The sequence below is a fragment of the Pantoea sp. MQR6 genome, assembly GCF_022761075.1.
In the GTDB taxonomy this organism is placed as follows: Bacteria; Pseudomonadota; Gammaproteobacteria; order Enterobacterales; family Enterobacteriaceae; genus Pantoea; species Pantoea phytostimulans.
This window is the reverse complement of the sequence record NZ_JAKYXB010000001.1, coordinates 1,072,227-1,093,556: the sequence shown is the minus strand read 5'-3', so window position 1 is coordinate 1,093,556 and position 21,330 is coordinate 1,072,227. Positions and strand designations below refer to the sequence as shown.

Genomic DNA, 21,330 nt, shown 5'->3' with positions numbered 1-21,330 from the left:
CGAACCTGAAATTGCATAAGGAACAGTGAGATGATTATTTTTGTTACCGGCGCGACGGCCGGTTTTGGTCAAAGTATCACCCGCCGATTTATCGAGACAGGTCACAAAGTTATTGCCAGCGGACGCCGCACCGAGCGCCTACAAGCACTTAAAGATGAGCTGGGCGATAACCTTTATACGGTACAGCTTGATGTGCGTGATCGTGCGGCGATTGATGAAGCCGTGGCGGCATTACCTGCAGAATGGCGCAACATCGATATTCTGGTGAACAACGCTGGGCTGGCGCTGGGTATAGAACCGGCACATAAAGCCAACGTTGAAGACTGGGAAAACATGATTGATACCAACACCAAAGGGTTGGTTTACATGACGCGCGCCCTGCTGCCGCACATGGTTGAACGCAATGTCGGTCATGTCATTAATATCGGTTCGATTGCAGGCAGCTGGCCTTATGCAGGCGGCAATGTTTACGGTGCGACCAAAGCTTTTGTGCGCCAATTTAGCCTTAATCTGCGCACTGATTTACATGGCACCGCACTGCGCGTAACGGATATTGAGCCAGGTTTAGTCGGCGGAACAGAATTTTCGAACGTTCGCTTCAAGGGCGACGACGATAAAGCAGGCCAGGTTTACGAAGGTGCAAAAGCATTGACCCCTGAAGATGTTACCGAAGCGGTTTATTGGGTGGCAACGCTGCCGAAACACGTCAACATCAACAGCCTTGAAATGATGCCGGTGAGCCAGACGCTGGCGGGTCTGAAAGTGCATAAACCCTAATAATATCGCCAGCCCCAGCGGCTGGCTCTTTTCAGGCGCGTCCCCAACCCATCACAATGATCAGCATGCCTGTAAAAGCAATGGCGGCGCCGCTCCAGTCCCACACGCTCAGCTTTATGCCATCAACTACACGCAGCCACAGCAACGCCGTTAAAACATACACGCCGCCGTAGGCCGCATAAACACGCCCACTGGCTGCCGGATGAAGTGTCAGCAACCAGACAAACAGCGCCAGACTCGCCGCCGCAGGAATCAACAACCACACCGAAGCGCCCTTTTTTAGCCATAGCCATGGCAAAAAACAGCCAATAATTTCTGCCAGTGCGGTAATGAAAAACAGCAGAGCGGTTTTAATCAGCATTTTACTCTCATAACAGTAAACAAAACGCTCATCGCTGGTGAGCGAAGAAATGGCGATGATATACTATGCAAATCCGTGGCAACAGCCGTTACTGTGGGCACTGTCTGCGTTAACCGAAGGAAAATATCATGAAAAAATTGATTCCAGCCCTGATGGTGGCTCTGCTTTCTGCTTCCGCATTTAGCGTTAGCGCCACCACTAATCGGGTGATTATTGAAGATGGCAGCAGCGCTGCGAGCAATGAAGCCGCGCGTCAAAGTAAAGAGCAATGGAACGACACGCGTATGCTGCGTAACAAAGTTAATTCGCGGGTGGAAAAAGAGTTCGATAAGACAGATACCGCATTTGATACCCGCGATAAGTGCGAACAGAGCCTGAATCTCAATGCATATTGGGAACCGAACACCCTGCGTTGCCTTGATCGTCGTTCTGGTCGTCCCATAGCACCCTGATTACATTCCGCTGCTATAGTAATGACGGACCTGTTACATAAGGAGAAGGTAATGAAGAAACAGACTGGATGGTGGGTAGCGGCGTTACTTGCCGTGCCAATACTGGCACAGGCTTCATGTGAATCGGTGAAAGCGGATATCACCCAGAAAATTATTCAAAACGGTGTTCCTGAGTCAGGCTTCACGTTAGACATCGTGGCTAATGATCAGGTTGATCAAGCAGGCGGCCAGGTAGTCGGTCACTGTGAAAATGACACACAGAAAATCGTTTATAAGAAAACCAGCCGGGACGATGAATCCAGCGTGCCCGACAGCGCAGGCAGCTCACAAGACTCGCCAGCGCAGTAATATTCAGGGCGACATCGTCGCCCTTTGCTTTACTCCGCATGTTCTGGCCGCTGACGCGGCATCAACCAGGCTACCCACAGCGACAACGCTGCAATCAACAACGCAACCACAAATACCCAATGCAACGACACTGCAATGCCCTGCACCATCTGATGCAATGTGTCGGCGGGTAAGGCCTTGCGCGTCTCTTCTGACATGATTTGCTGTACCGGATCCTGTGCATGCGGTAATCGCCACGCCAGGTTGATATTCAGCACCGCGCCCATTATAGCTGTACCAATTGCGGAGCCGATCATACGACTGAACATGATCGAGGCGGTGCAAATACCGCGAATATCGTAATCTGCATGATTCTGCACCGAAACCAAAAAGGTTGTGCTGGTCATGCCCATCCCGGTGCCAATCACAAACGCAGTCAATCCAGACTGATAAATTGAACTGCCTGTTTGCAGCAGCAACAGCAACGCACTGCCGGCAATCAGCAGCAATGCGCCCAGCTGAGCGGTAAAGCGGTAGGAAGTATGCAGCATTAATCGACCACTGAGCGTGCTAGCCAGCGGCCAACCTATCGACATCATCGCCAGCGCACTGCCTGCGGCTAAAGGTGTGCCGCCGGTAATGCCCTGGATCCAGGTGGGCAAAAAAGCGCTGATCCCCATCATCGCCGCGCCAATAATTAAATTGCCTGCATTACCGGCAATAATCAGTCGGCTACGCCAGATAATTATCGGAAATAAAGGGGCTTCAGCCCGCTGTTCATGCCGCTTGAGCTGCCAGCCAGCAAAAAGTGACAGTGCAACAAAAGGCAGCAGCCAATACCGCAGTAACTCCGCCTGAAGCAGTGCAATCAATAAGGCACTTACGCATACCATCAACCATGCGCTACCTGCCAGATTAAGCGGTTGTGGCTTTTCATCTTGCTGATGAGCGGGAAGCCAGCGCGCCAGCATCAACATGCTGATCACCCCAATGGGGAGATTGACCCAGAAAATCACCGGCCAGCTGAAATGCTCAACCAGCCAGGCACCGGTAAGCGGGCCAATAATCGCCGCCACGCCCCAGACGCTGGATAACCAACCCTGCACGCTGGCGCGTTCACGTGGAGAATAAATATCCGCGACGATGGTTGAGCTAAGCGGCATGATGGCTCCAGCCCCTAAACCCTGAAAAGCACGGAACAGAATGAGCCAGGTCATGCTGTGGGCAAATCCACATAAAATGGAGCCGATAAGAAAAATGGCGGTGCCGATAAACAGCATCTTTTTACGTCCCCACATGTCCGCGAGTCGGCCATATAAAGGAACGCTAACGGCTTGCGTGAGCAAATAGATAGAGAAAACCCAGCCGAACTGCGAAAAACCGCCCAGTTCAGCAATGATGGTTGGCATAGCCGTAGCAACTATCGTTACCTCGATGGCCGCCATAAACATCGCCAGCATGCAGGCAATCAAAACCCAATGACGCTGACCCGTTTGAAGTTGTGCGCTCTCAGTCATAACTCTCCTTTTTTATGCAGCAAGGCTAGCGCATAAAAGGCGTAAAGGGTTTCCTCTTAGTGCGCTCGTTGTGTGACAGCGTCACGTTAAGTCGATGAATTTTTTTTATTGTCGCCTATCGTCAGTAATTACGCGGGATCAGCTCGCATTTCAAGGTGTTCTATCTGACTGATTTTGCCCATAAAAACTAGCGCGCTTCGCTTTGCGCTGCTATAGAAATAAAGCAACTTTTTCGCTCCCCGCTGAAAAAGTGCAGATAAGCACACTTTTATCTGCGATTTACGACAGACACAGTATTGGAAGCTTCTGCCCGTTTTTAGCTTTTGTTGTGCTGTCACTCTTTGCCATAACAAATGAGATCGACTGAATAAACAGGGAGACTCACCTTATGCAAAATGCTTCGCTGGCCAAACGCGCCGGTCTTGCGCTGCTTGCCGTCGTTATCGTGCTGGCTGTGCTGGTTTGGGGGATTGGCTGGGACACGCTGGTCGCGCGCAAAGTCGATTTACTCTACCTCGGTCAACAACATCTTTTCCTGGTGTTTTGGTCAATGCTGTTCGCTCTGCTGGTTGGCATTCCCAGCGGCATTATCCTTAGCCGCCCTTTTGCCCGTCGCTGGGCTGAATACGTCATGCAAATCTTTAATGTCGGTAATACGTTGCCGCCGCTGGCCGTATTAGCGTTAGCGATGGTCGTGATCGGCATTGGCGATCGTCCCGCGTTGATTGCGCTGTTCCTGGCTTCGCTGCTGCCCATTGTGCGTAACACCTTCTCTGGTCTGAGCGCCGTGCCTGCATCGCTGATTGAAGCGGCGAACGGCATCGGCATGACCAAGTTCCAGCGCCTGCGCCAGGTTGAACTGCCTAATGCGCTGCCGGTGATTTTAGCCGGTGTGCGTATTGCAACGGCGATCAATGTCGGCACCGCTCCGCTGGCTTTTTTGATCGGTGCCAGCAGTTTTGGCGAACTGATCTTCCCCGGTATTTACCTGAACGACTTCCCTACTTTAATTCTCGGCGCAGTCGCCACGGCTTTGGTTGCGCTGGTTTTAGACATGTTGTTGGCAGCATTGGGACGTTATCTCAGCCCGCACGCTGCGGCATAACATTTAAGGAGCTTTGTGATGCTGAAGCGTTGGATAAAACAGACCGCCCTCGCCCTAACGGCAACGCTGGCGATGAGTCAGGCGGCGCATGCCGCTGAACCGATCGTGATGTCGACGAAAAGCTTTACCGAGCAGCATATTCTTTCTGCAATGACGGTAATGTGGCTACAAAAGAAAGGCTTTCAGGTCGTGCCGAAACGTAACATCGCTACGACGATTGGCCGTAATGCCATGATCAATAAACAGATTGATATGACCTGGGAATATACTGGCACATCGCTGATTATCTTTAACCACATCAATAAACCGATGTCGTCTCAAGATGCCTATAACACCGTGAAACAGCTCGACGCCAAACTGGGGCTGGTTTGGCTCAATCCCGCCCCGATGAACAATACCTATGCCTTCGCTATGCAGCGTTCGCGGGCGGAAAAAGAGGGAATCACCACGATGTCTCAAATGGTGGCGAAGCTGGAGCAAGTACGTAAAACCGATCCTGACAAAAACTGGCGGTTAGCGTTGGATTTGGAGTTTGCCGGGCGCTCGGATGGAATGAAGCCTTTGCAGGAAGCCTACAACATGCCACTGGATCGCCCACAAATCCGTCAAATGGATCCGGGTCTGGTTTACAACGCGGTGCGTGACGGCTTTGTCGATGCAGGTCTGGTATACACCACTGACGGACGCGTCAAAGGCTTCGATCTGAAAGTACTGGAAGACGATAAACATTTCTTCCCGAGCTATAACGTGACGCCGGTGGTGCGGAAAGATGTTCTGGAGAGCCATCCCGGTTTAGAGGACGCATTGAATCAGCTTACTCCACTGCTGACCAACGAAGCGATTACCGAAATGAACAAGCGCGTGGATATTGATCATCAGTCACCGCAACAGGTGGCACGCGACTTTCTTAACTCAAAACACATGCTGTAAGGAGGCATCATGGATACCCTTCACTACATCATGCATAACTGGAATAGCCTGCTTAACCTCACCTGGCAACATACCTGGTTGGTGCTGGTTGCCGTTGGTTTTGCCATCGTCATCGGCGTACCGCTTGGCATTTTGATTGTGCGTTTTAAATGGCTCGCTACGCCGGTATTGGGCATCGCTACGGTGGTGCTCACCATTCCGACCATTGCGCTGTTTGGCCTGATGATTCCGCTGTTTTCCATGATCGGTCAAGGCATTGGCGCATTACCGGCAATTACCGCAGTGTTTCTCTATTCTCTGCTGCCGATTGTGCGTAACACCCACACAGCGTTGGAAAACCTGCCGCCGGGCCTGCGTGAAGCAGGACGCGGTATCGGGATGACCTTTTGGCAACGTCTGCGTTGGGTAGAAATTCCTATGGCGCTGCCGGTGATCTTTGGCGGGATTCGTACCGCTGTGGTGATGAACGTGGGTGTGATGGCGATTGCCGCAGTTATTGGCGCAGGCGGTCTTGGCCTGTTGCTGCTGGATGGGATCAGCGGCAGTGATATTCGTATGTTGATTGCCGGGGCGCTGATGATTTGCCTGCTGGCCATTATTCTTGACTGGCTGCTTCATCGTTTGCAGCTGGCGCTGACTCCTAAGGGGATTCGATAATGATAAAACTGGAAAACCTGACGAAAACCTTTACGCAAAAGAACGGCACTACCATGAAAGCCGTGGATAACGTCAGTCTTGAAGTCCCTGCCGGGGAAATGTGTGTGCTGCTTGGCCCTTCAGGCTGCGGCAAAACCACCACCTTAAAAATGATCAACCGCCTTATTCCTGCCACCAGCGGGAAAATTTTGATTAATGGCGAAGATACCAGCACGCAGGACACCACAACGTTACGCCGTAACATTGGTTATGTGATTCAGCAAATTGGTCTGTTCCCCAACATGACCATTGAGGAAAACATCACGGTCGTACCGCGCATGCTGGGCTGGGACAAAAAACGTTGCCATGAGCGCGCAACTGAACTTATGAGCATGGTCGCGCTGGATCCAACCAAGTTCCTGCATCGCTATCCGCGTGAAATGTCGGGCGGACAGCAGCAGCGTATCGGCGTGATTCGTGCCTTGGCAGCGGATCCACCGGTGTTGCTGATGGATGAACCTTTTGGCGCTGTCGACCCCATCAACCGTGAAGTGATCCAAAACGAATTTCTTGATATGCAGCGCCAGTTGAAAAAAACCGTGATGCTGGTGAGTCACGATATTGATGAAGCGCTGAAACTGGGTGATCGAATAGCGGTGTTTGGTCAGGGCAAAATTGTGCAGTGCGCCAGCCCGGATGAACTGCTGGCAACACCGGCTAATGAGTTTGTGGGGTCGTTTGTGGGCCAAGACCGCACCTTGAAGCGCCTGCTATTAGTGCAAGCAGGTGATGTTACCGATCAACAGCCGACGATTACCGTTAGACGCTCGACGCCGTTGTCAGAAGCCTTTGGCATGATGGATGACAATGACATGCGGTCTATTACGGTGGTCGATAATGATGGTAAACCTCTGGGCTTTGTGAAGCGTCGCGAGGCACGCAACGCCAGCGGAAACTGCGAAGACATCCTGAACACCTTTAAAGTGACCGGTAAAGCAGAAGAAAACCTGCGCGTGGTACTCTCTAAGCTTTACGAGCACAACACGGTGTGGATGCCTATCGTGGATGAGGAAGGACGTTATAGCGGAGAAATTTCGCAAGATTATATTGCGGATTATCTGAGCTCTGGACGAACGCGCCGCCGCTTGAATCCTTGATGAAAACGCAAAAACAAAAAAGGGCCATAACGGCCCTTTTTCTTACTGCTCTTTTACGGTTTCGCCTTCGGCTAACGGTAGTGTGCCCTGCTCAGTAGGCAAAATAATGTTAAGAAGAATGGCTAAAATACCGCCTGTGGTAACAGCATGTCCAAACAGGTTAGTGATCAGCACAGGGAACTGTTTCAGCACATCGGGTACCGCCTCAACGCCTAAGCCAATGCCAAAAGAGATGGCCACAATTAACATTTCGCGTCGGCCTAATGGCGTTTGCGTCATCACACGAATGCCTGCCGCGACCACGCTACCAAACATCACAATGGTTGCCCCGCCTAAAACCGGCGGCGGAATCTGCTGCAACAGCGACCCAATCGCCGGGAAGATCCCCAACAGCGCCAGCATTAGGCCTAAAACCATACCCACGTAACGACTTGCAACGCCGGTCATTTGAATCACGCCGTTGTTCTGCGCAAAAGTGGTATTGGGAAAGGCGGAGAAAATAGCGGCCAGCATGCAGCTAATGCCATCCGCCATAATGCCACCCTCTAACCGCTGTTGAAACTGAGGGCCCACAATTGGCTGCTGAGACAACATACAGTTGGCAGTGAGATCGCCTACCGCTTCTATCACCGCGATCACAGAAACCAGCGCGATCGGCACAAAGAGGGTCCAGTCAAAATTAAAACCGAATTTGAAGAACGAAGGCATCACCAGCCAAGCGGTTTCAACGGCAGGCTTAAGTTGCAAGTGCCCCGTCAACGCAGCGGCGATACATCCCACAGTAATCCCCACCACCACAGCGACTAAGCGGGCCCAACGGTTACGCGAGCGATTCAATGCCACAATCACCAGCAAGGTTAATGCGCCTAATGCTAAGTTACCGGGCGCACCAAAATCCTGCGCGTTATGTCCTCCCGCCCAATCGGTAATGCTGACTTTTATCAGGCTAATACCGATCAACGTAATAACCGTGCCCGTGACCACGGGCGTTAGCACTTTACGCAATTGTTTGACGCAGCGACTTAACAGGATAGGAATGAAGGCTGCCACCATGTTGCAGCCAAACAGCATCGCCATAATCTCTTCCGGTGAGCCACCCCGCGCTTTCACCATCAATCCGCCAGAGAGAATCACGCCAAGGAAAGCGAAGCTGGTACCCTGTAGACAAATCATGCCTGCACCTATCCCTGCAAAACGGCGCGCCTGAATAAACGTACCCAAGCCAGAAACCAGCAAAGACATACTGATCAGATAAGGGATATAGGCCTGAAGCCCTAATAGCGACCCAATGATCAACGGCGGCGTAATGATTCCGACCACGCTGGCCAAAACATGTTGTAGCGCGGCAAAAAAAGCGGGTACAGGCCCGATCCGAGCATCAAGCCCGTACAGCAAACCTTTCTCGTGCGATTGCGACATAATGGTGCTCCGGCAAATAGTTATTAGCTGTGCTATTTATCAAAGCTGCTAATGCATTTTTTGCGCCACACCGTCAGCTCACAGGCTGAAAATAAATCAGGTTATTGTTAAATATGAGAAATTATTCAGAAGAAACAGCACGACGCCCATGAAACTTTACGTTCACCGTGCTGCTTTTTGATGCCATTTGTTGCAGGGCTAGGCGCTGTTTGCACTTATACTGTGCACGCCTGCCTCAAGTAATAATGATATGTCCAGGTAAGCGGTGAGATCGCGTTGCTCTGGGCGGGGCAAATAAGGAAGCTCGCCCACCAAAGGTGCGGCAATTTTGGCGCGGAGAACATCAATGATGTCCGCGTAGTGTGCCAGGCCAGGATTGATGCGATTTGCTACCCAGCCCAAAAGGGGTAAACCGTCACGGACAATGCTTTCTGCCGTTAACAGTGCATGGCTTATGCAACCCGATTGAATACCCACCACCATGACAACCGGGAGTTGCTGCTCGACTACCCAAGCAGAAAGCGGCCGTTCATCGTTCATCAGGCTACGCCAGCCGCCGGTTCCTTCAACAACAACCCGATCGACTTGCTGTTGCAAACTGTTTAAGCCGTTAGTGAGTTGAGCATAATCGATGCTGTTGTGTGGGTGGATGCAGATTTCCTCTTCCTCGAAAATCAGTGGATTGATCGCTTCATAAGGAAGCGCAAGAGAGGACGCGCTTTGCAGAATTAAAGCATCTTTATTTCTCAGGCCGTTCTGTGTAGACGCGGCACAGCGTGCAACGGGTTTATAACCCACTGCGCTCAGGTTCGCCTGCGTAAAACATTGCAACAGCGCGCGCGATACTACCGTTTTCCCAACAGCAGTATCGGTGCCGGTGACAAAGAGTGTTTTCACCCCATCCTCCTTCAGACTTGGTTTGTCCAGTCGACAATGAACATAAGTACGAAGAGGCATAGTAAGGAAAGGGTTCGCGACGCAACTTGCGTTAGCGCAAGGTTAAGTCAGGCTTAACCTTGCAATAGCTTCACCAGTAAATATCCACTGTAAAGCGCATCTTTGATTAAAGCGGCGGCACCTAATGTTCCGGGCTCTCGAAATTCGGTTGTAGCCAGATTAATTTCGGCACTGTAAGCGGGTAAGGCTTGCTGATGAATGGTGCTACTTACTGCGGGGAATAAGACTTCAGCAGCCTGATTAAGCGGTGAACCGATAAGAATTTGTTGCGGATTAAAGATGTTAACCATCATAGCTAACATGCGGCCAACGTGATGGCCGACACTGGCAATAGCATCACATGCCAGTCGATCACCCGCGAGTGCGGCCGAGCAAAGCGATTCCAGCGTCAGCGGTTGCTGATGCAACGTGCTGTCGAGTTGCGATGCTAATCGCTGTGTGACCAGCGCCAGCAAACTGCCGGTGCTGGCGACGGTTTCCAGGCAGCCATGATTGCCGCAATAGCACTGTTTACCGTATGGATCGATTTGAGTATGACCGATTTCGACTAACGCCCTGCCTCTTTTATGCAGTAGCTGACCACCGCTGATCACGCCTGCACCGACCGTTTCATCAATGACAATCTGAATGACATCCTGCGCGCCGTGTGAAGCACCGAACAGTGATTCTGCTAAAGTCCAAGCGGAGATATCATGCTGAATAAAAACCGGTAGTCCGGTACGGGCTGCAAGCACTTCACCGAGCGGCATATCCTGTACAGCATAGCCGGGTAAACGATGTACCACGCCAGATGCCGCATTGATCAGTCCGGGCAACGTGATCGCAATTGCCGTCAAACGCTCCAGTTTTTGCTGATGGCGAATGAAAAACGCATCCACCTCATTCACAAGTGAGGCCAGTAACGGCTGTTGAGTTTCTTCCGGTAACGGCAGGATCTCTTCAACCAGTGAACGGCTACTGAGATCGCGGAGGGTCATGGTCATCTCACCATGATGCAGGCGGATCGCCAGATAGTGCCAGGCAACAGTATCCAGTATCAAGCCAATTGCAGGCCTTCCACGGCTTCCTGGCTCCTGAAATTCCGTTTCCTGCACCAAATGCGCTTCTAACATTTCACGCACAATTTTGGTAATACTGGCTGGCGCGAGCTGTGCCCGTTTAGAGAGTTCGATACGCGAAATGGGACCATAAAGATCAATTAATCGGTAAACGACGCCTGCATTAGTCTGCTTAATTTGGTCAATGTGGCCAGGTTGACTGTCCAGGTTCACACCCTGCTCCCGGTTATTTTCGCGCTTCTAAATAAACATGAGATATGGTGCGGCAGATTAGCCTTGAGCGTCAAATATTTGATTGGAAATGTGATTTGTCGCACACATTGCTGATGGGAAAGAGGGATTACCCCGCAAAGTCACGCCGCAGTAGCTGCATCATTCGATCCATTTGCGCATTTATTTCGCGCTCCCCTGACCAGACCAACCACAGTTCTGATAACGCATCAGGCTCTTCCAGCGGTAACCACACAACATCGGCTAGACGTGCGCGCCGAAACGAAGCGGGTAAAATCGACACGCCTAAGCCTGTGGCAACTAACCCTAAAATGGTCATGGCTTCGCCGACTTCCTGCGTGATATAGGGTTTGATTTGATAACGATGCAGCAGCGCCAGGATTTCACTGTAAAGTGCGGTTCCCCCTTGAGGATCAAAAAAGACAAAAGGTTCAGACGCTAAATCCTTGATGGAGATTTTGTCCGCATCCACCAAAGGATGGGCCCAATGCACCACAGCGTAAAGCGGTTCACTGAGTAGCAGTTGATGACGGAGATCGCCCGGCAGCGGCGTATTACGCATAACACCTAAATCAAGCCGACCGTCATGTAGCGGGGCTAACTGCTGGCGCGTGTTGATTTCCTGCATCTGAATATGCACTTTCGGCCAACGCTTGCGAAACTGATACAACGCATTGGAAAGCACGCCCGTGAAAGGCGCCGAGGACGTAAAACCAATACGTAACTCCCCTTCCTCACCACGATGTAAGCGTGCTGCCCGTTCTGCCGCTTGCTCCACCTGCAACAAAATAGCGCGTGCATCTGTCAACAACTGCTGCCCGGCGGCGGTGAGTTTTACGCTGCGGTTGGTGCGATTAAACAGTTGCGCGCCGGTTTCCGCCTCTAGCTGCATAATTTGCTGACTCAGTGGCGGTTGAGAAATATTCAGGCGCTGTGCGGCGCGCCCAAAATGCAGCTCTTCGGCCACAGCGATAAAGTATCGGAGATGACGCAACTCTATATTCATATGTCAAACATCTTATTTGAGATTATTAATATATTAGACAACCTAATCCAGCTTTTCTAGAGTTGACGAATCAGGAACAAAGGAGGTATTTCCGTGAGTCGCTCTTCTCAGGCGGTGATAATTGATGATGAATCACCCCGTTCGCCCGCTTCCGTCTCGACGTCAGGATGGATAGAACGCGGAACGCCGCAATTCATGCGCGTGACTCTGGCGCTGTTTTCTGCCGGTTTAGCCACGTTTGCACTCCTTTACTGTGTTCAACCTATCTTGCCGGTTCTCTCCGAGCAATTTGGCGTTTCGCCCGCTGCAAGCAGTATCTCTCTGTCGATTTCAACCGGTTTAATGGCATTAGGTTTGCTGGTAACGGGCCCGCTGTCTGACGCCATTGGACGGAAACCGGTGATGGTAACCGCGTTGATGCTGGCCGCTATCTGTACGCTTGTCTCTGCGACCATGACCAGCTGGCACGGCATATTATTGATGCGCGCTTTGATTGGTCTGTCGTTAAGCGGTGTTGCTGCGGTGGGAATGACCTATCTGAGTGAAGAGATCCACCCCCGCATGGTTGCTTTTTCAATGGGGTTATACATCAGCGGTAATTCGATTGGTGGCATGAGTGGCCGCCTGATCAGCGGCGTTTTAACAGACTTTTACTCATGGCGGATTGCGATTGCAGTGATTGGCTGCTTTGCACTGGCTTCTGCGGTGATGTTCTGGAAAATTTTGCCCGCTTCCCGCCATTTTCGTCCCGCCTCACTACGACCGCGCAGCCTGATCATTAACTTTCGCCTGCACTGGCGTGACCAAGGCTTGCCGCTGCTGTTTGCTGAAGGCTTCCTACTGATGGGTGCCTTTGTGACCCTGTTCAATTACATCGGCTATCGGTTACTGGGTGCGCCGTGGCATTTGAGTCAGGCAGTGGTCGGCTTATTGTCTGTGGTTTATCTGACAGGCTCGTGGAGCTCTCCCAAAGCCGGGGCGCTGACCAGCAAACTGGGGCGTGGACCGGTGATGTTCGGCGCTACAGTAATTATGCTGACCGGGCTTCTTATTACGGCTTTCAGTTCTGTTTGGGTCATTTTGATTGGCATGATGCTGTTCACGGCGGGCTTCTTCGCCGCACACTCTGTCGCCAGCGGCTGGATTGGCCCCCGCGCCCGCCGTGCCAAAGGTCAGGCCTCGTCACTCTATCTGTTTAGTTACTATTTGGGTTCCAGCGTTGCCGGAACCTTGGGCGGGCTTTTCTGGCATCGCTACGGCTGGACAGGCATTACCCTTTTCATCACCGTATTGCTGTTGCTTGCCTTACTCGTCGCCAGACGGTTGCAATGTCGAAAGCTGTAATTTAATTAATCTCTTACAAAGGGCGCGCAAGCGCCCTTTTTTGATCGCCAGACGATAAATTGTTAGGTTATCAGGGCCAAATGAAACAAAACGTATTTTCCTCGCTATAATCGATTCCATTCCAACGATAAATGTAATTTTTCATTTTTTAACAGCAATGAGGATGCCCTATGGCTCTTTACTATTACGTCAATAAACAATCAGGGTATAACGATAACCATGTGGTCCATGCTTCAGGGTGCAAATACTTGCCGTCCCAGGCGGGACGACTTTTTCTGGGCAGTTTTTACGCCCCAACAGCCGCTATTCAGCAAGCACGCAAATATTATCCCAATGCATTAGGATGCGATAACTGCTGTCCCGTCACGCTAAAAAAAAAGCTGAACATCCAGAATAGCGTGGTACTAAAGCATATGGTCTGTCTCTGATAGTAGCCTGCCCTTCACGGCAGGCTAATATTGCTGCTGCTGTGTCAATTTGTTAAGCATTTACATCCGTTTCCGCTATGTTAGGCTTCTTAATTCTTTTTGTTCGGATTTAACATGCGGGAAAAATTTGCGGCGTCACAGATTGCCTTACACTGGCTTACCTTCTTTCTCATTGTTATTGCTTATAGCACTATCGAACTTCGCGGCTTTGCCCAGCGTGGTTCGTGGCAAGGTTATACGCTAATTGTTACGCATTTTAGTGCCGGCGCGACGGTACTGGTTATCATGCTTTCCCGGTTATTTCTGCGCATACGCCATCGCAGCCCGGCGATTTTGCCACCCGCGCCGCGCTGGCAAACAGGACTGGCGCATCTCACTCACACCTTAATTTATGCCCTGTTCATCTCGCTGCCGATTTTAGGGCTCGCTTCGCGTTATCTGCGTGGTCGCGACTGGTGGTTATTTGGCCTGTCGATGCCGGTTGCCAGTGAACCCAACGTCGATTTATCCGATACGTTGATTGGCTGGCATGAAACGCTGGCACCGTTGGGTTATTGGCTGGTAGGGCTGCATGTTGTTGCGGCACTGTTTCATCACTATCTTTTGAAAGACAACACGCTGATGCGCATGATGCCGGGTCAACGGCGCGGTAGATAACCTCAGGCTATCGCCTTCACTGGGGGCGATAAAAAATATTCAATAATAAAAGCGGATTTCAAGGTTTCGTAATCCGCATTCTTCATCCACAATAGTCGCTAAATTGTGACGCAAGTCACTTTCACTGGATGCTCAACGTCATCCAATTTCGCTGTTCTGACTAATTGACTCCTCATGCAATCAATAACTGTTTCCCGTAAAACGGCCTGGCTACGCGTGGTGCTGCTGGCAATCGCTGCGTTTGTTTTTAACACCACCGAATTTGTGCCTGTTGGCCTGTTGTCTGATATTGCCGCCGACTTTTCGATGAAAACCGCTGATGTTGGTATCATGCTGACCATCTATGCGTGGGTCGTCGCGCTGCTTTCATTGCCGTTGATGCTGCTAACGCGCAACGTTGAAAGGCGCATGCTGCTGGCGGTGCTGTTTGTCATCTTTATCGTGAGTCATGTGCTGACAACTTTCGCCTGGGACTTTACCTCGCTGATTGTTTCTCGTATCGGTATTGCGTTGTCGCACGCGGTTTTTTGGTCGATCACCGCCTCACTGGCGATCCGCGTTGCACCTGCGGGCAAGAAAACACAGGCGCTGAGCATGTTAGCGACCGGAACTGCGTTGGCGATGGTATTAGGCGTGCCGATTGGACGCGTCGTTGGGCAATACCTTGGCTGGCGCACAACGTTTGGCATCATTGGCCTTACCGCGTTGGTGTTGATGATCATGCTGGCTCGCATTTTGCCGCGCCTGCCAAGCGAACACACCGGTTCTCTCAGCAGCGTGCCAATGCTGTTTCGCCGCCCGGCATTAGTCAGTATGTATGTGCTGGTTACTTTAGTTGTGACGGCGCATTACACCGCTTACAGCTACATCGAGCCTTTTATGCAGGTGGTGGCGAACTCTGGTGAGAATTTTACCACGCTGCTGCTGCTGCTGTTTGGATCGGCGGGTATTTTGGGCAGCATCCTGTTTAGCTCACTGGGTAATAAATTTCCGTCTGCGCTGTTAATTTCGGCGGTAGCACTGATTACGCTGTGCATGGGATTACTGATTTTTGCTGCGGTTCGTCCTGCAGCTATCTCGACATTGTGCGTAATTTGGGGCATGTCGATGATGATGATTGGTCTGGCAATGCAGGTACGGGTGCTTTCGCTGGCGCCTGATGCGACGGACGTCGCCATGTCATTAATGTCTGGCATCTATAACATTGGCATTGGTGCCGGTGCACTGTTAGGCAACCAGGTTAGCCTGCATATGCGAATGGCTGATGTAGGGAATGTCGGTGGGATAATTGGTCTGGTTGCGCTGCTCTGGTGTGTCTATATCTTCCGCCGTTATCCGCAGTTACGTTCAAACGGCTAAAAAAAAGGCTTCAGATAAGTTTCCTTATCTGAAGCCTGCTTAGTGACTTATTTATCACTGTTTATTTATAAAGAACGGCTGTGCCATGCAGGTTGTTGTTGCCAGAGGTCGAAGTGATGCGGAAAGACTTTGCCCCTACATCGCTGGCCTTCTCGGAGAGCTGTTGCTCAAGCGAAGTGAGATTAGTGCTGCCGGTGGCGCTAATCACACCCACTTGCTGTTGATCTAATGGCGTATGACTCACTTCCTGCGCAGCTAGCGAGGTAAACGAGACGCTGCCTAGCGCGATTGCCATCAAGGCAATATGTAGCTTTTTCATAACGAACCCCTTCTCAATTCTTCAATTACTGATAAATCACAGCAGTGCCGTGCAATTTGTTCTGACCGGTTGTTGAGATAATGCGGAATGATTTGGCACCCGCTGCGTCTGCTTTCGCATTCAATTGCGCTTCAACCGAGTCAAGGCTGCTACCGGCCTGAACAGAAATGGTACCGACCTGCTGTTGGTTCAGTGGATCGCTGGAAACTTGTTCTGCAGCAAAAGCACCAAAAGTCAGAGTAGAAAGTGCAACCGCTGCCAGAGTGAATTTGATGTTGTTCATAATATTTTCTCGCTTACGAATGAGGTTTTAAAATCGTTGCCGCCATTTAATTAACGACCGTTAAATAAATGATAGACCTGTTACTCGGTTGTCGTCAATATTTATTTAATGAGCGTTATTTTAATCGCGAAGTGGCGTGATTATGGGCTTTAGCATGGATTTTCACTTAACCATTGGGGCGAATAGTTTGCGGTAAGGCACAAATTGGCAACGCGTTTACAGCCCGTTGACAGAGCGCCTTGCTAATTAAGTTAATGATCGGTAATTTATTAGAGTGTTTCTAAAGTAGTGAGGTTGTATGAGCCAGGTACAAGATTGCGATGTGAAGAAATGTCGGGGCCGCCCAAAAGTGTTTGATCGTGAGGCTGCGCTGGATAAAGCACTGACACTTTTCTGGACGCATGGTTACGAAGGAACATCGCTGGCCGATTTAGTCGCCGCCACTGGCGCTAAAGCACCCACACTCTATGCAGAGTTTGTTAATAAAGAAGGTTTGTTTAGAGCGGCTATGGCGCGCTATACAGAAAAGTTCTGTGCTTATCGTGAAGCGGCACTTGATGATGATCATCTTGCGGTAGATAAAGCCATTGAAGGCTATTTCCGCGCGACAGCCGCCTGCTTCACTGACCGGAATTCCCCTTCTGGCTGCTTCTTTATCTGCACGTCGACGGCGTTGTCCGCATCATCCAGCGAAATTGCTAATATGCTGAAGCAGCAAAATCAGGCGCAGGAAGCGACGTTGAGTCGTTTTTTAGTGGCGCGTCAGCAGCGCGGCGAACTCAACCAAAAAGTAAACATTGAGTCATTATCGCGTTATCTCGCCTGTATGCTGCAAGGGATGTCTGTGCGGGCACGTGAAGGGGCTTTAAGAAAAGATCTCGACAGCATTATTGATACGCTGATGGCAATGTGGCCAACGTTAACCGGTCTGTGTCAGGGCCAGCACTAAATAAAGGGGCGTATTATCCGCCCCTTTTATTCGCAAAATTACTGCCAAACGCTATTCCAGAAAAAACACCGGCTTCAATGCCTGGCTTTTAGGGCTGTTATCGGGATTCGATGGCATCAAATCTTTCATTGAAGCCCACCAGCGCTGACAAACGTCTGTTTGTGCCACCGCATTCCACTGCTCTTCCGACTCAATCTCAACGCTTGCAAACAGTAAATTACGATCGGCATCCAGCCAGATGGCATAATTGTGCGCGCCGTGCGCTTTGAGCGTTTCGGACAGCTCTGGCCAGATAGGTGAATGGCGACGCTCATACTCTGCATGGCAATCTGCGTTCACCTGCATAACAAACGCTCTACGCAGCATTGGCAGGTCCTACATCCAGCGCTGGCTGCCACGGTTTCACGCCGAAGCGTTCACCCAAAGCAATCAACTGATCAGTGGTAATGCTTTGACGTATACCGCCCATCGAAAGCACTTTCACAATCACTTCTGACGATTTTTCTGCGGTGTCGATTAAGCCGAAAGCTTCATCCAGCGTTGGTCCGGTGCCAAAAATCCCGTGGAAAGGCCACATCACCAGCGTATGCGACTGCATCTGTTCGGCGGTAGCGGCGCCAATGCCGTCGGTGCCCGGTACCATCCATGGCAGAATGCCCACACCATCCGGGAAGACCACCAGACACTCGGTACTGCCTTCCCATAACAAACGGGTAAAGCGAGCAGAATCGAGTTCAACCACATAGCTCAGCGCCATAAAGTTTGTGGCATGACAATGCATGATGACGCGATCTACACCGTTACTGACCTCTTTACGCACACAATGCGACTGGAAGTGCGAGGCCAGCTCTGAGGTTGGCAATCCGCCATTCGACAAGCCCCAATGAATTTTGTATGACAAGCCTTTATCATCTACCTGCAGCAATACCAGACAATCCGCTGGATCGAGCTGTACATTGCGGAAAAATTTACCGGAGCCAGTGACCAGGAACCAGCAGTTTGCCAGCGCTGGCGCAGGTTGTGTCAGTTCGATGCAGCGCGGCTCAGCATAGAAATCCGCAGCAAAAGGCTTCACCTCCTCTTCCAGCAAACGCAGGCTCACGTTGCCGCCGTTGCGCTCATCCCAGCCCTTCAACCACATGTCGCTCGTGGCTTTAACCATTCCTTTAACAAACCAGGAAGAAAGAATGCTTTGCATAGTGAAATCCTTAACGTTGATTCAAAATTTGCTGTTCGTAATGACGGACATCGCTTAACCAGCTGGCATCAGCCGGGACGTCGTGACGCAGGCACCAGGCTTCCCACACCGCCTGCCAGGGCAGTGATTTTTGTTCTTCCAGCAGCGCCAGGCGAGCGGTGTAATCACCCTCCGCTTCCACCTTACGCAAGCGGTCGGTAGGTTCCAGCAAGGCGCGCAGCAGCGCTTTTTTCGCGTTACGCGTACCGATGACCCACGCGGCGATGCGGTTAATGGATGCGTCGAAGAAATCGAGACCGATATGTACTTTATCGAACAGCTGGTGGCGTACGATTTCACTGGCAATGGCTTGCGTTTCATCGTCAAGAAGCACCACATGATCGCTGTCCCAACGCACCGGGCGGCTGACATGCAGTAACAGGCGCGGTACGTACAACATGGCGGCAGAAATTTTGTCAGAGATCACTTCGGTTGGATGGAAATGTCCGGCATCCAGCGTTAATGCGGTTTGACGGCTGCTGGCGTATCCCAGGAAGAATTCATTTGACCCGACGGTGTAACTTTCGGCACCTATACCGAACAACTTACTTTCGACCGCATCAATATGATGTTCTGGATTGAGCTTCTCAGCGATAATTTCATCCAGCGCGCTCATCAGGCGTTGACGCGGAGCCAGGCGATCAACGGTGATATCTTTCATGCCATCTGGCACCCAAATATTCATGACGGAAGGCGTACCAAGTTGCTCGCCAAAGTAAGCAGAAATACGGCGGCTGGCTTTGCAATGATCAATCCAGAACTGGCGAATATTTTTATCGGTGTGAGACAGCGTGAAGCCGTCTGCGCTTAAAGGATGTGAGAAGCAGCTTGGGTTGAAGTCCAAGCCCAGTTTATTTTTCTTAGCCCATTCTACCCAGTTAGCGAAATGTTTCGGTTCAATAGCATCGCGATCAACCGGCGTGTCGCTTTCCAGATAAATAGCATGCAGATTCAGGCGTTTAGGCCCAGGAATCAATGACAACGCTTTCTCAAGATCGGCGCGCAGCTCTTCTGCTGTACGTGCACGACCGGGATAATTTCCCGTTGCCTGAATCCCCCCCGTTAAGGTGCCTTGCGGGTTTTCAAATCCACGAACATCATCTCCCTGCCAGCAGTGCATTGAAACAGGCACGCTGTCCAGTCGCTTAATGGCTTCTTCTACATCAACACCAATTTCAGCGAAACGTTGTTTAGCCAGTTCAAAGGCTTGTTCAATTAGCTTAGTCATAAGCGAGTTCCTTAGCAGGTTGGCTCAGCGCGGTGAAGCGTGCCTGGCTGGCACCAAAAGCGCTGTTAGTTTGTGGTTCAAATTTTTCGAGTGGGAAGTTCTTCGCTACGCAGCGACGGAAATCCGCCACGTCGGTCAGTTCGCCGAGCGCGATCAGCTGGCATCCGACGTTGCCGAGCGTTGAGGCTTCAATTGGCCCCGCCAGCACAGAGATTTCACAGGCATCGGCACAAAGTTGATTAAGAAAATGATTTTGGCAGCCGCCGCCGACCACGTGTAACTGACTGAAATTTTGTCCACGCAGCGTCGCCAGCTCACCCATCACTTCACGATAAAGCAGCGCCAGGCTGTCAAAGATGCAGCGGGCTAAAGCAGCAGCAGATTGCGGAACGGGCATACCTTGTTCAGCGCAGGCATTTTGAATTTCACCTACCATGCTGTCGGGATTGATGAAGCGCGCATGGTTAGGGTTAATCAGCGAGCGGCAGGCGGGTTCGTGTGTTGTTTCGGCGATCAGTTGGCACAAATCTTCAATATTCAGTTCGCTGCAAATTCGCTGTAGTAGCCATAAGCCCATGATATTTTTCAGTACCCGATACCCTTCTGCGCCACCTTCATTCGTAATATTGGCGCGCATCGCAGCTTCTGAAGCGTAAGGTTGTAAGCTTTCAAACCCCATCAATGACCATGTGCCTGAACTGAGGTAAGCGGAATCATCCTGCATCAACGGCGTGGCCAAAACCGCGCTGGCGGTATCATGGGTGGCAACGGCGATCACCGGAATGGGTTCGCCGGTTGCGCTTTTCCAAAAGCCGATGGTGTTGCCTGGCGCCTGGGGCTTACCAAACCATTTAGCCTCAACGCCTGCCCATGCCAGCAAATCGGCATCCCATTCGCCGCTTTCGATATTCAGCATTTGGGTCGTCGTGGCGTTGGTATATTCCCAGTTCATGTTGCCAGTCAGGCGATAATGCAGGTAATCAGGAATCATCAGAGCATGTGCTACGTCAGCTTGCCAGTCGGGTTGCGACTCATGCAGCGCACGCATTTGATACAGCGTATTAAAAGGCAGGAACTGAATACCGGTGCGTGCGTAGATGGCACTTTTGCCCACTTCTCGCAGGGCACGCTCCATCACGCCGTGAGTACGTGCATCACGATAGCTAACCGCTTCGCCAACGCGCGCACCCTGGGCATTCAGCAGCACCATGTCGACACCCCACGTATCAATACCGATGCTATCGGGTACGATACCTTCCTGATCTAACTGGGCCAGACCAGCACGAATCTCCTGTTCGAGCTGATCGACATCCCAACAGTCATAGCCGGCGCGGCGTTGACGTTGATTGGCGAAGCGTTTGACTTCACGCAGATTGAGATGGCGGGTCGCTGCATCCCAGTGGGCAAGCATCACTCGTCCGCTGGATGCGCCTAAATCTATGGCAACGATATTTCGCTTACTCATGGCGTGTTCTTCCTGTGATTTGATGTTCACAGAGTAGAAACCTTGCCCTTTCTGCACCTTCCGCATACTGCCAGTGGCGCATTAGCGCTGGCAGACTTGCAAAGATGTTCGTGAGGGAGATCACAGAG

The 21,330-nt window shown here is 51.2% G+C and carries 24 protein-coding genes; 12 read left to right on the top strand and 12 right to left on the bottom strand.

All coding sequences use genetic code 11. The annotated features are described in order from the left end of the window. The first annotated feature begins 30 nt into the window (after positions 1–30). Positions 31–777: a bifunctional NADP-dependent 3-hydroxy acid dehydrogenase/3-hydroxypropionate dehydrogenase YdfG gene (gene ydfG, locus MUG06_RS05080; RefSeq protein ID WP_215846797.1), complete on the top strand. Its 747-nt coding sequence runs from the start codon at positions 31–33 to the stop codon at positions 775–777. Positions 778–808: 31 nt separating this feature from the next. On the opposite strand, the gene MUG06_RS05075 is transcribed toward ydfG, so the two are convergent. Continuing rightward, positions 809–1,135, bottom strand: a complete 327-nt coding sequence (locus MUG06_RS05075) for a YnfA family protein (RefSeq protein ID WP_215848277.1) — start codon at positions 1,133–1,135, stop codon at positions 809–811. Between the two features lie 131 nt (positions 1,136–1,266). On the opposite strand from MUG06_RS05075, the gene MUG06_RS05070 reads away from it, so the two are divergent. Then, entirely contained in the window at positions 1,267–1,590 is a 324-nt protein-coding gene (locus MUG06_RS05070; RefSeq protein WP_215846796.1) for a DUF1283 family protein, read from the top strand. 51 nt (positions 1,591–1,641) lie between these two features. Further along, positions 1,642–1,938, top strand: a complete 297-nt coding sequence (locus tag MUG06_RS05065) for a DUF1161 domain-containing protein (protein ID WP_243077911.1) — start codon at positions 1,642–1,644, stop codon at positions 1,936–1,938. A gap of 29 nt (positions 1,939–1,967) precedes the next feature. Here MUG06_RS05065 and MUG06_RS05060 read toward each other — a convergent pair whose 3' ends face one another. Then, positions 1,968–3,434 (bottom strand): MDR family MFS transporter, encoded by a 1,467-nt coding sequence (locus tag MUG06_RS05060; RefSeq protein WP_243077910.1) that lies wholly within the window; start codon positions 3,432–3,434, stop codon positions 1,968–1,970. A 388-nt stretch (positions 3,435–3,822) separates the two neighbouring features. Here MUG06_RS05060 and MUG06_RS05055 point away from each other — a divergent pair, with 388 nt between their 5' ends. From MUG06_RS05055 to osmV, 4 genes are all read left to right on the top strand, one after another. Further along, positions 3,823–4,539 carry an ABC transporter permease gene (locus MUG06_RS05055; RefSeq protein ID WP_215846793.1) on the top strand — a complete coding sequence of 239 codons (717 nt, stop codon included), beginning with the start codon at positions 3,823–3,825 and terminating at the stop codon, positions 4,537–4,539. A gap of 72 nt (positions 4,540–4,611) precedes the next feature. Beyond that, positions 4,612–5,469 carry a glycine betaine ABC transporter substrate-binding protein gene (locus MUG06_RS05050; RefSeq protein WP_243078497.1) on the top strand — a complete coding sequence of 286 codons (858 nt, stop codon included), beginning with the start codon at positions 4,612–4,614 and terminating at the stop codon, positions 5,467–5,469. A gap of 9 nt (positions 5,470–5,478) precedes the next feature. Next, on the top strand, positions 5,479–6,126 hold the full coding sequence (gene osmW, locus MUG06_RS05045) for an osmoprotectant ABC transporter permease OsmW (RefSeq protein ID WP_215846791.1): 648 nt from the start codon (positions 5,479–5,481) through the stop codon (positions 6,124–6,126). After that, entirely contained in the window at positions 6,126–7,262 is a 1,137-nt protein-coding gene (gene osmV / locus MUG06_RS05040; RefSeq protein ID WP_243077909.1) for an osmoprotectant ABC transporter ATP-binding protein OsmV, read from the top strand. The genes osmW and osmV overlap by 1 nt, the downstream gene beginning before the upstream one ends. Positions 7,263–7,304: 42 nt before the next feature. Here osmV and MUG06_RS05035 read toward each other — a convergent pair whose 3' ends face one another. The 4 genes from MUG06_RS05035 to MUG06_RS05020 all read right to left on the bottom strand — a co-directional run bounded on the left by MUG06_RS05035 (position 7,305) and on the right by MUG06_RS05020 (position 11,933). After that, positions 7,305–8,681 (bottom strand): nucleobase:cation symporter-2 family protein, encoded by a 1,377-nt coding sequence (locus MUG06_RS05035; protein ID WP_243077908.1) that lies wholly within the window; start codon positions 8,679–8,681, stop codon positions 7,305–7,307. 198 nt (positions 8,682–8,879) lie between these two features. Beyond that, positions 8,880–9,578: a dethiobiotin synthase gene (gene bioD / locus MUG06_RS05030; RefSeq protein WP_243077907.1), complete on the bottom strand. Its 699-nt coding sequence runs from the start codon at positions 9,576–9,578 to the stop codon at positions 8,880–8,882. Positions 9,579–9,691: 113 nt separating this feature from the next. Beyond that, entirely contained in the window at positions 9,692–10,909 is a 1,218-nt protein-coding gene (locus tag MUG06_RS05025; protein ID WP_215846789.1) for an ROK family protein, read from the bottom strand. A 127-nt stretch (positions 10,910–11,036) separates the two neighbouring features. After that, positions 11,037–11,933 carry a LysR family transcriptional regulator gene (locus tag MUG06_RS05020; RefSeq protein ID WP_243077906.1) on the bottom strand — a complete coding sequence of 299 codons (897 nt, stop codon included), beginning with the start codon at positions 11,931–11,933 and terminating at the stop codon, positions 11,037–11,039. 93 nt (positions 11,934–12,026) lie between these two features. On the opposite strand from MUG06_RS05020, the gene MUG06_RS05015 reads away from it, so the two are divergent. The 4 genes from MUG06_RS05015 (at position 12,027) to MUG06_RS05000 (ending at position 15,721) form a co-directional block, all read left to right on the top strand. Further along, positions 12,027–13,277, top strand: coding sequence for an MFS transporter (locus MUG06_RS05015; RefSeq protein WP_243077905.1), 1,251 nt, complete (start codon positions 12,027–12,029; stop codon positions 13,275–13,277). A 170-nt stretch (positions 13,278–13,447) separates the two neighbouring features. Then, complete coding sequence (locus MUG06_RS05010) at positions 13,448–13,705, top strand: hypothetical protein (RefSeq protein ID WP_243077904.1); 258 nt, start codon at positions 13,448–13,450, stop codon at positions 13,703–13,705. A gap of 114 nt (positions 13,706–13,819) precedes the next feature. Beyond that, positions 13,820–14,362 (top strand): cytochrome b561, encoded by a 543-nt coding sequence (gene cybB, locus MUG06_RS05005; protein WP_243077903.1) that lies wholly within the window; start codon positions 13,820–13,822, stop codon positions 14,360–14,362. 174 nt (positions 14,363–14,536) lie between these two features. Next, a complete protein-coding gene (locus MUG06_RS05000) occupies positions 14,537–15,721 on the top strand; it encodes a sugar transporter (RefSeq protein WP_215846786.1) in 1,185 nt (394 codons plus the stop codon). A 61-nt stretch (positions 15,722–15,782) separates the two neighbouring features. Here MUG06_RS05000 and MUG06_RS04995 read toward each other — a convergent pair whose 3' ends face one another. Together MUG06_RS04995 and MUG06_RS04990 are read right to left on the bottom strand one after the other, a co-directional pair. Next, entirely contained in the window at positions 15,783–16,040 is a 258-nt protein-coding gene (locus MUG06_RS04995; protein WP_215846785.1) for a YdgH/BhsA/McbA-like domain containing protein, read from the bottom strand. A gap of 25 nt (positions 16,041–16,065) precedes the next feature. Next, positions 16,066–16,323 (bottom strand): YdgH/BhsA/McbA-like domain containing protein, encoded by a 258-nt coding sequence (locus MUG06_RS04990; protein ID WP_215846784.1) that lies wholly within the window; start codon positions 16,321–16,323, stop codon positions 16,066–16,068. Positions 16,324–16,621: 298 nt separating this feature from the next. Here MUG06_RS04990 and MUG06_RS04985 point away from each other — a divergent pair, with 298 nt between their 5' ends. After that, the gene (locus MUG06_RS04985) at positions 16,622–17,272 is read left to right on the top strand and encodes a TetR/AcrR family transcriptional regulator (protein WP_215846783.1); all 651 of its coding nucleotides are present in this window, start codon (positions 16,622–16,624) and stop codon (positions 17,270–17,272) included. 51 nt (positions 17,273–17,323) lie between these two features. On the opposite strand, the gene rhaM is transcribed toward MUG06_RS04985, so the two are convergent. Genes rhaM through rhaB form a run of 4 tightly spaced genes read right to left on the bottom strand, consistent with a single transcriptional unit; the run spans position 17,324 to position 21,202 of the window. Continuing rightward, the gene (gene rhaM, locus MUG06_RS04980; RefSeq protein ID WP_215846782.1) at positions 17,324–17,638 is read right to left on the bottom strand and encodes an L-rhamnose mutarotase; all 315 of its coding nucleotides are present in this window, start codon (positions 17,636–17,638) and stop codon (positions 17,324–17,326) included. Then, complete coding sequence (rhaD, locus tag MUG06_RS04975; RefSeq protein WP_243077902.1) at positions 17,628–18,470, bottom strand: rhamnulose-1-phosphate aldolase; 843 nt, start codon at positions 18,468–18,470, stop codon at positions 17,628–17,630. Before rhaD ends, rhaM begins: the two co-directional genes overlap by 11 nt. A gap of 10 nt (positions 18,471–18,480) precedes the next feature. Further along, positions 18,481–19,737 (bottom strand): L-rhamnose isomerase, encoded by a 1,257-nt coding sequence (locus tag MUG06_RS04970; RefSeq protein WP_243077901.1) that lies wholly within the window; start codon positions 19,735–19,737, stop codon positions 18,481–18,483. Beyond that, positions 19,730–21,202, bottom strand: coding sequence for a rhamnulokinase (gene rhaB, locus MUG06_RS04965; RefSeq protein WP_243077900.1), 1,473 nt, complete (start codon positions 21,200–21,202; stop codon positions 19,730–19,732). The genes MUG06_RS04970 and rhaB overlap by 8 nt, the downstream gene beginning before the upstream one ends. Positions 21,203–21,330: the final 128 nt, after the last annotated feature.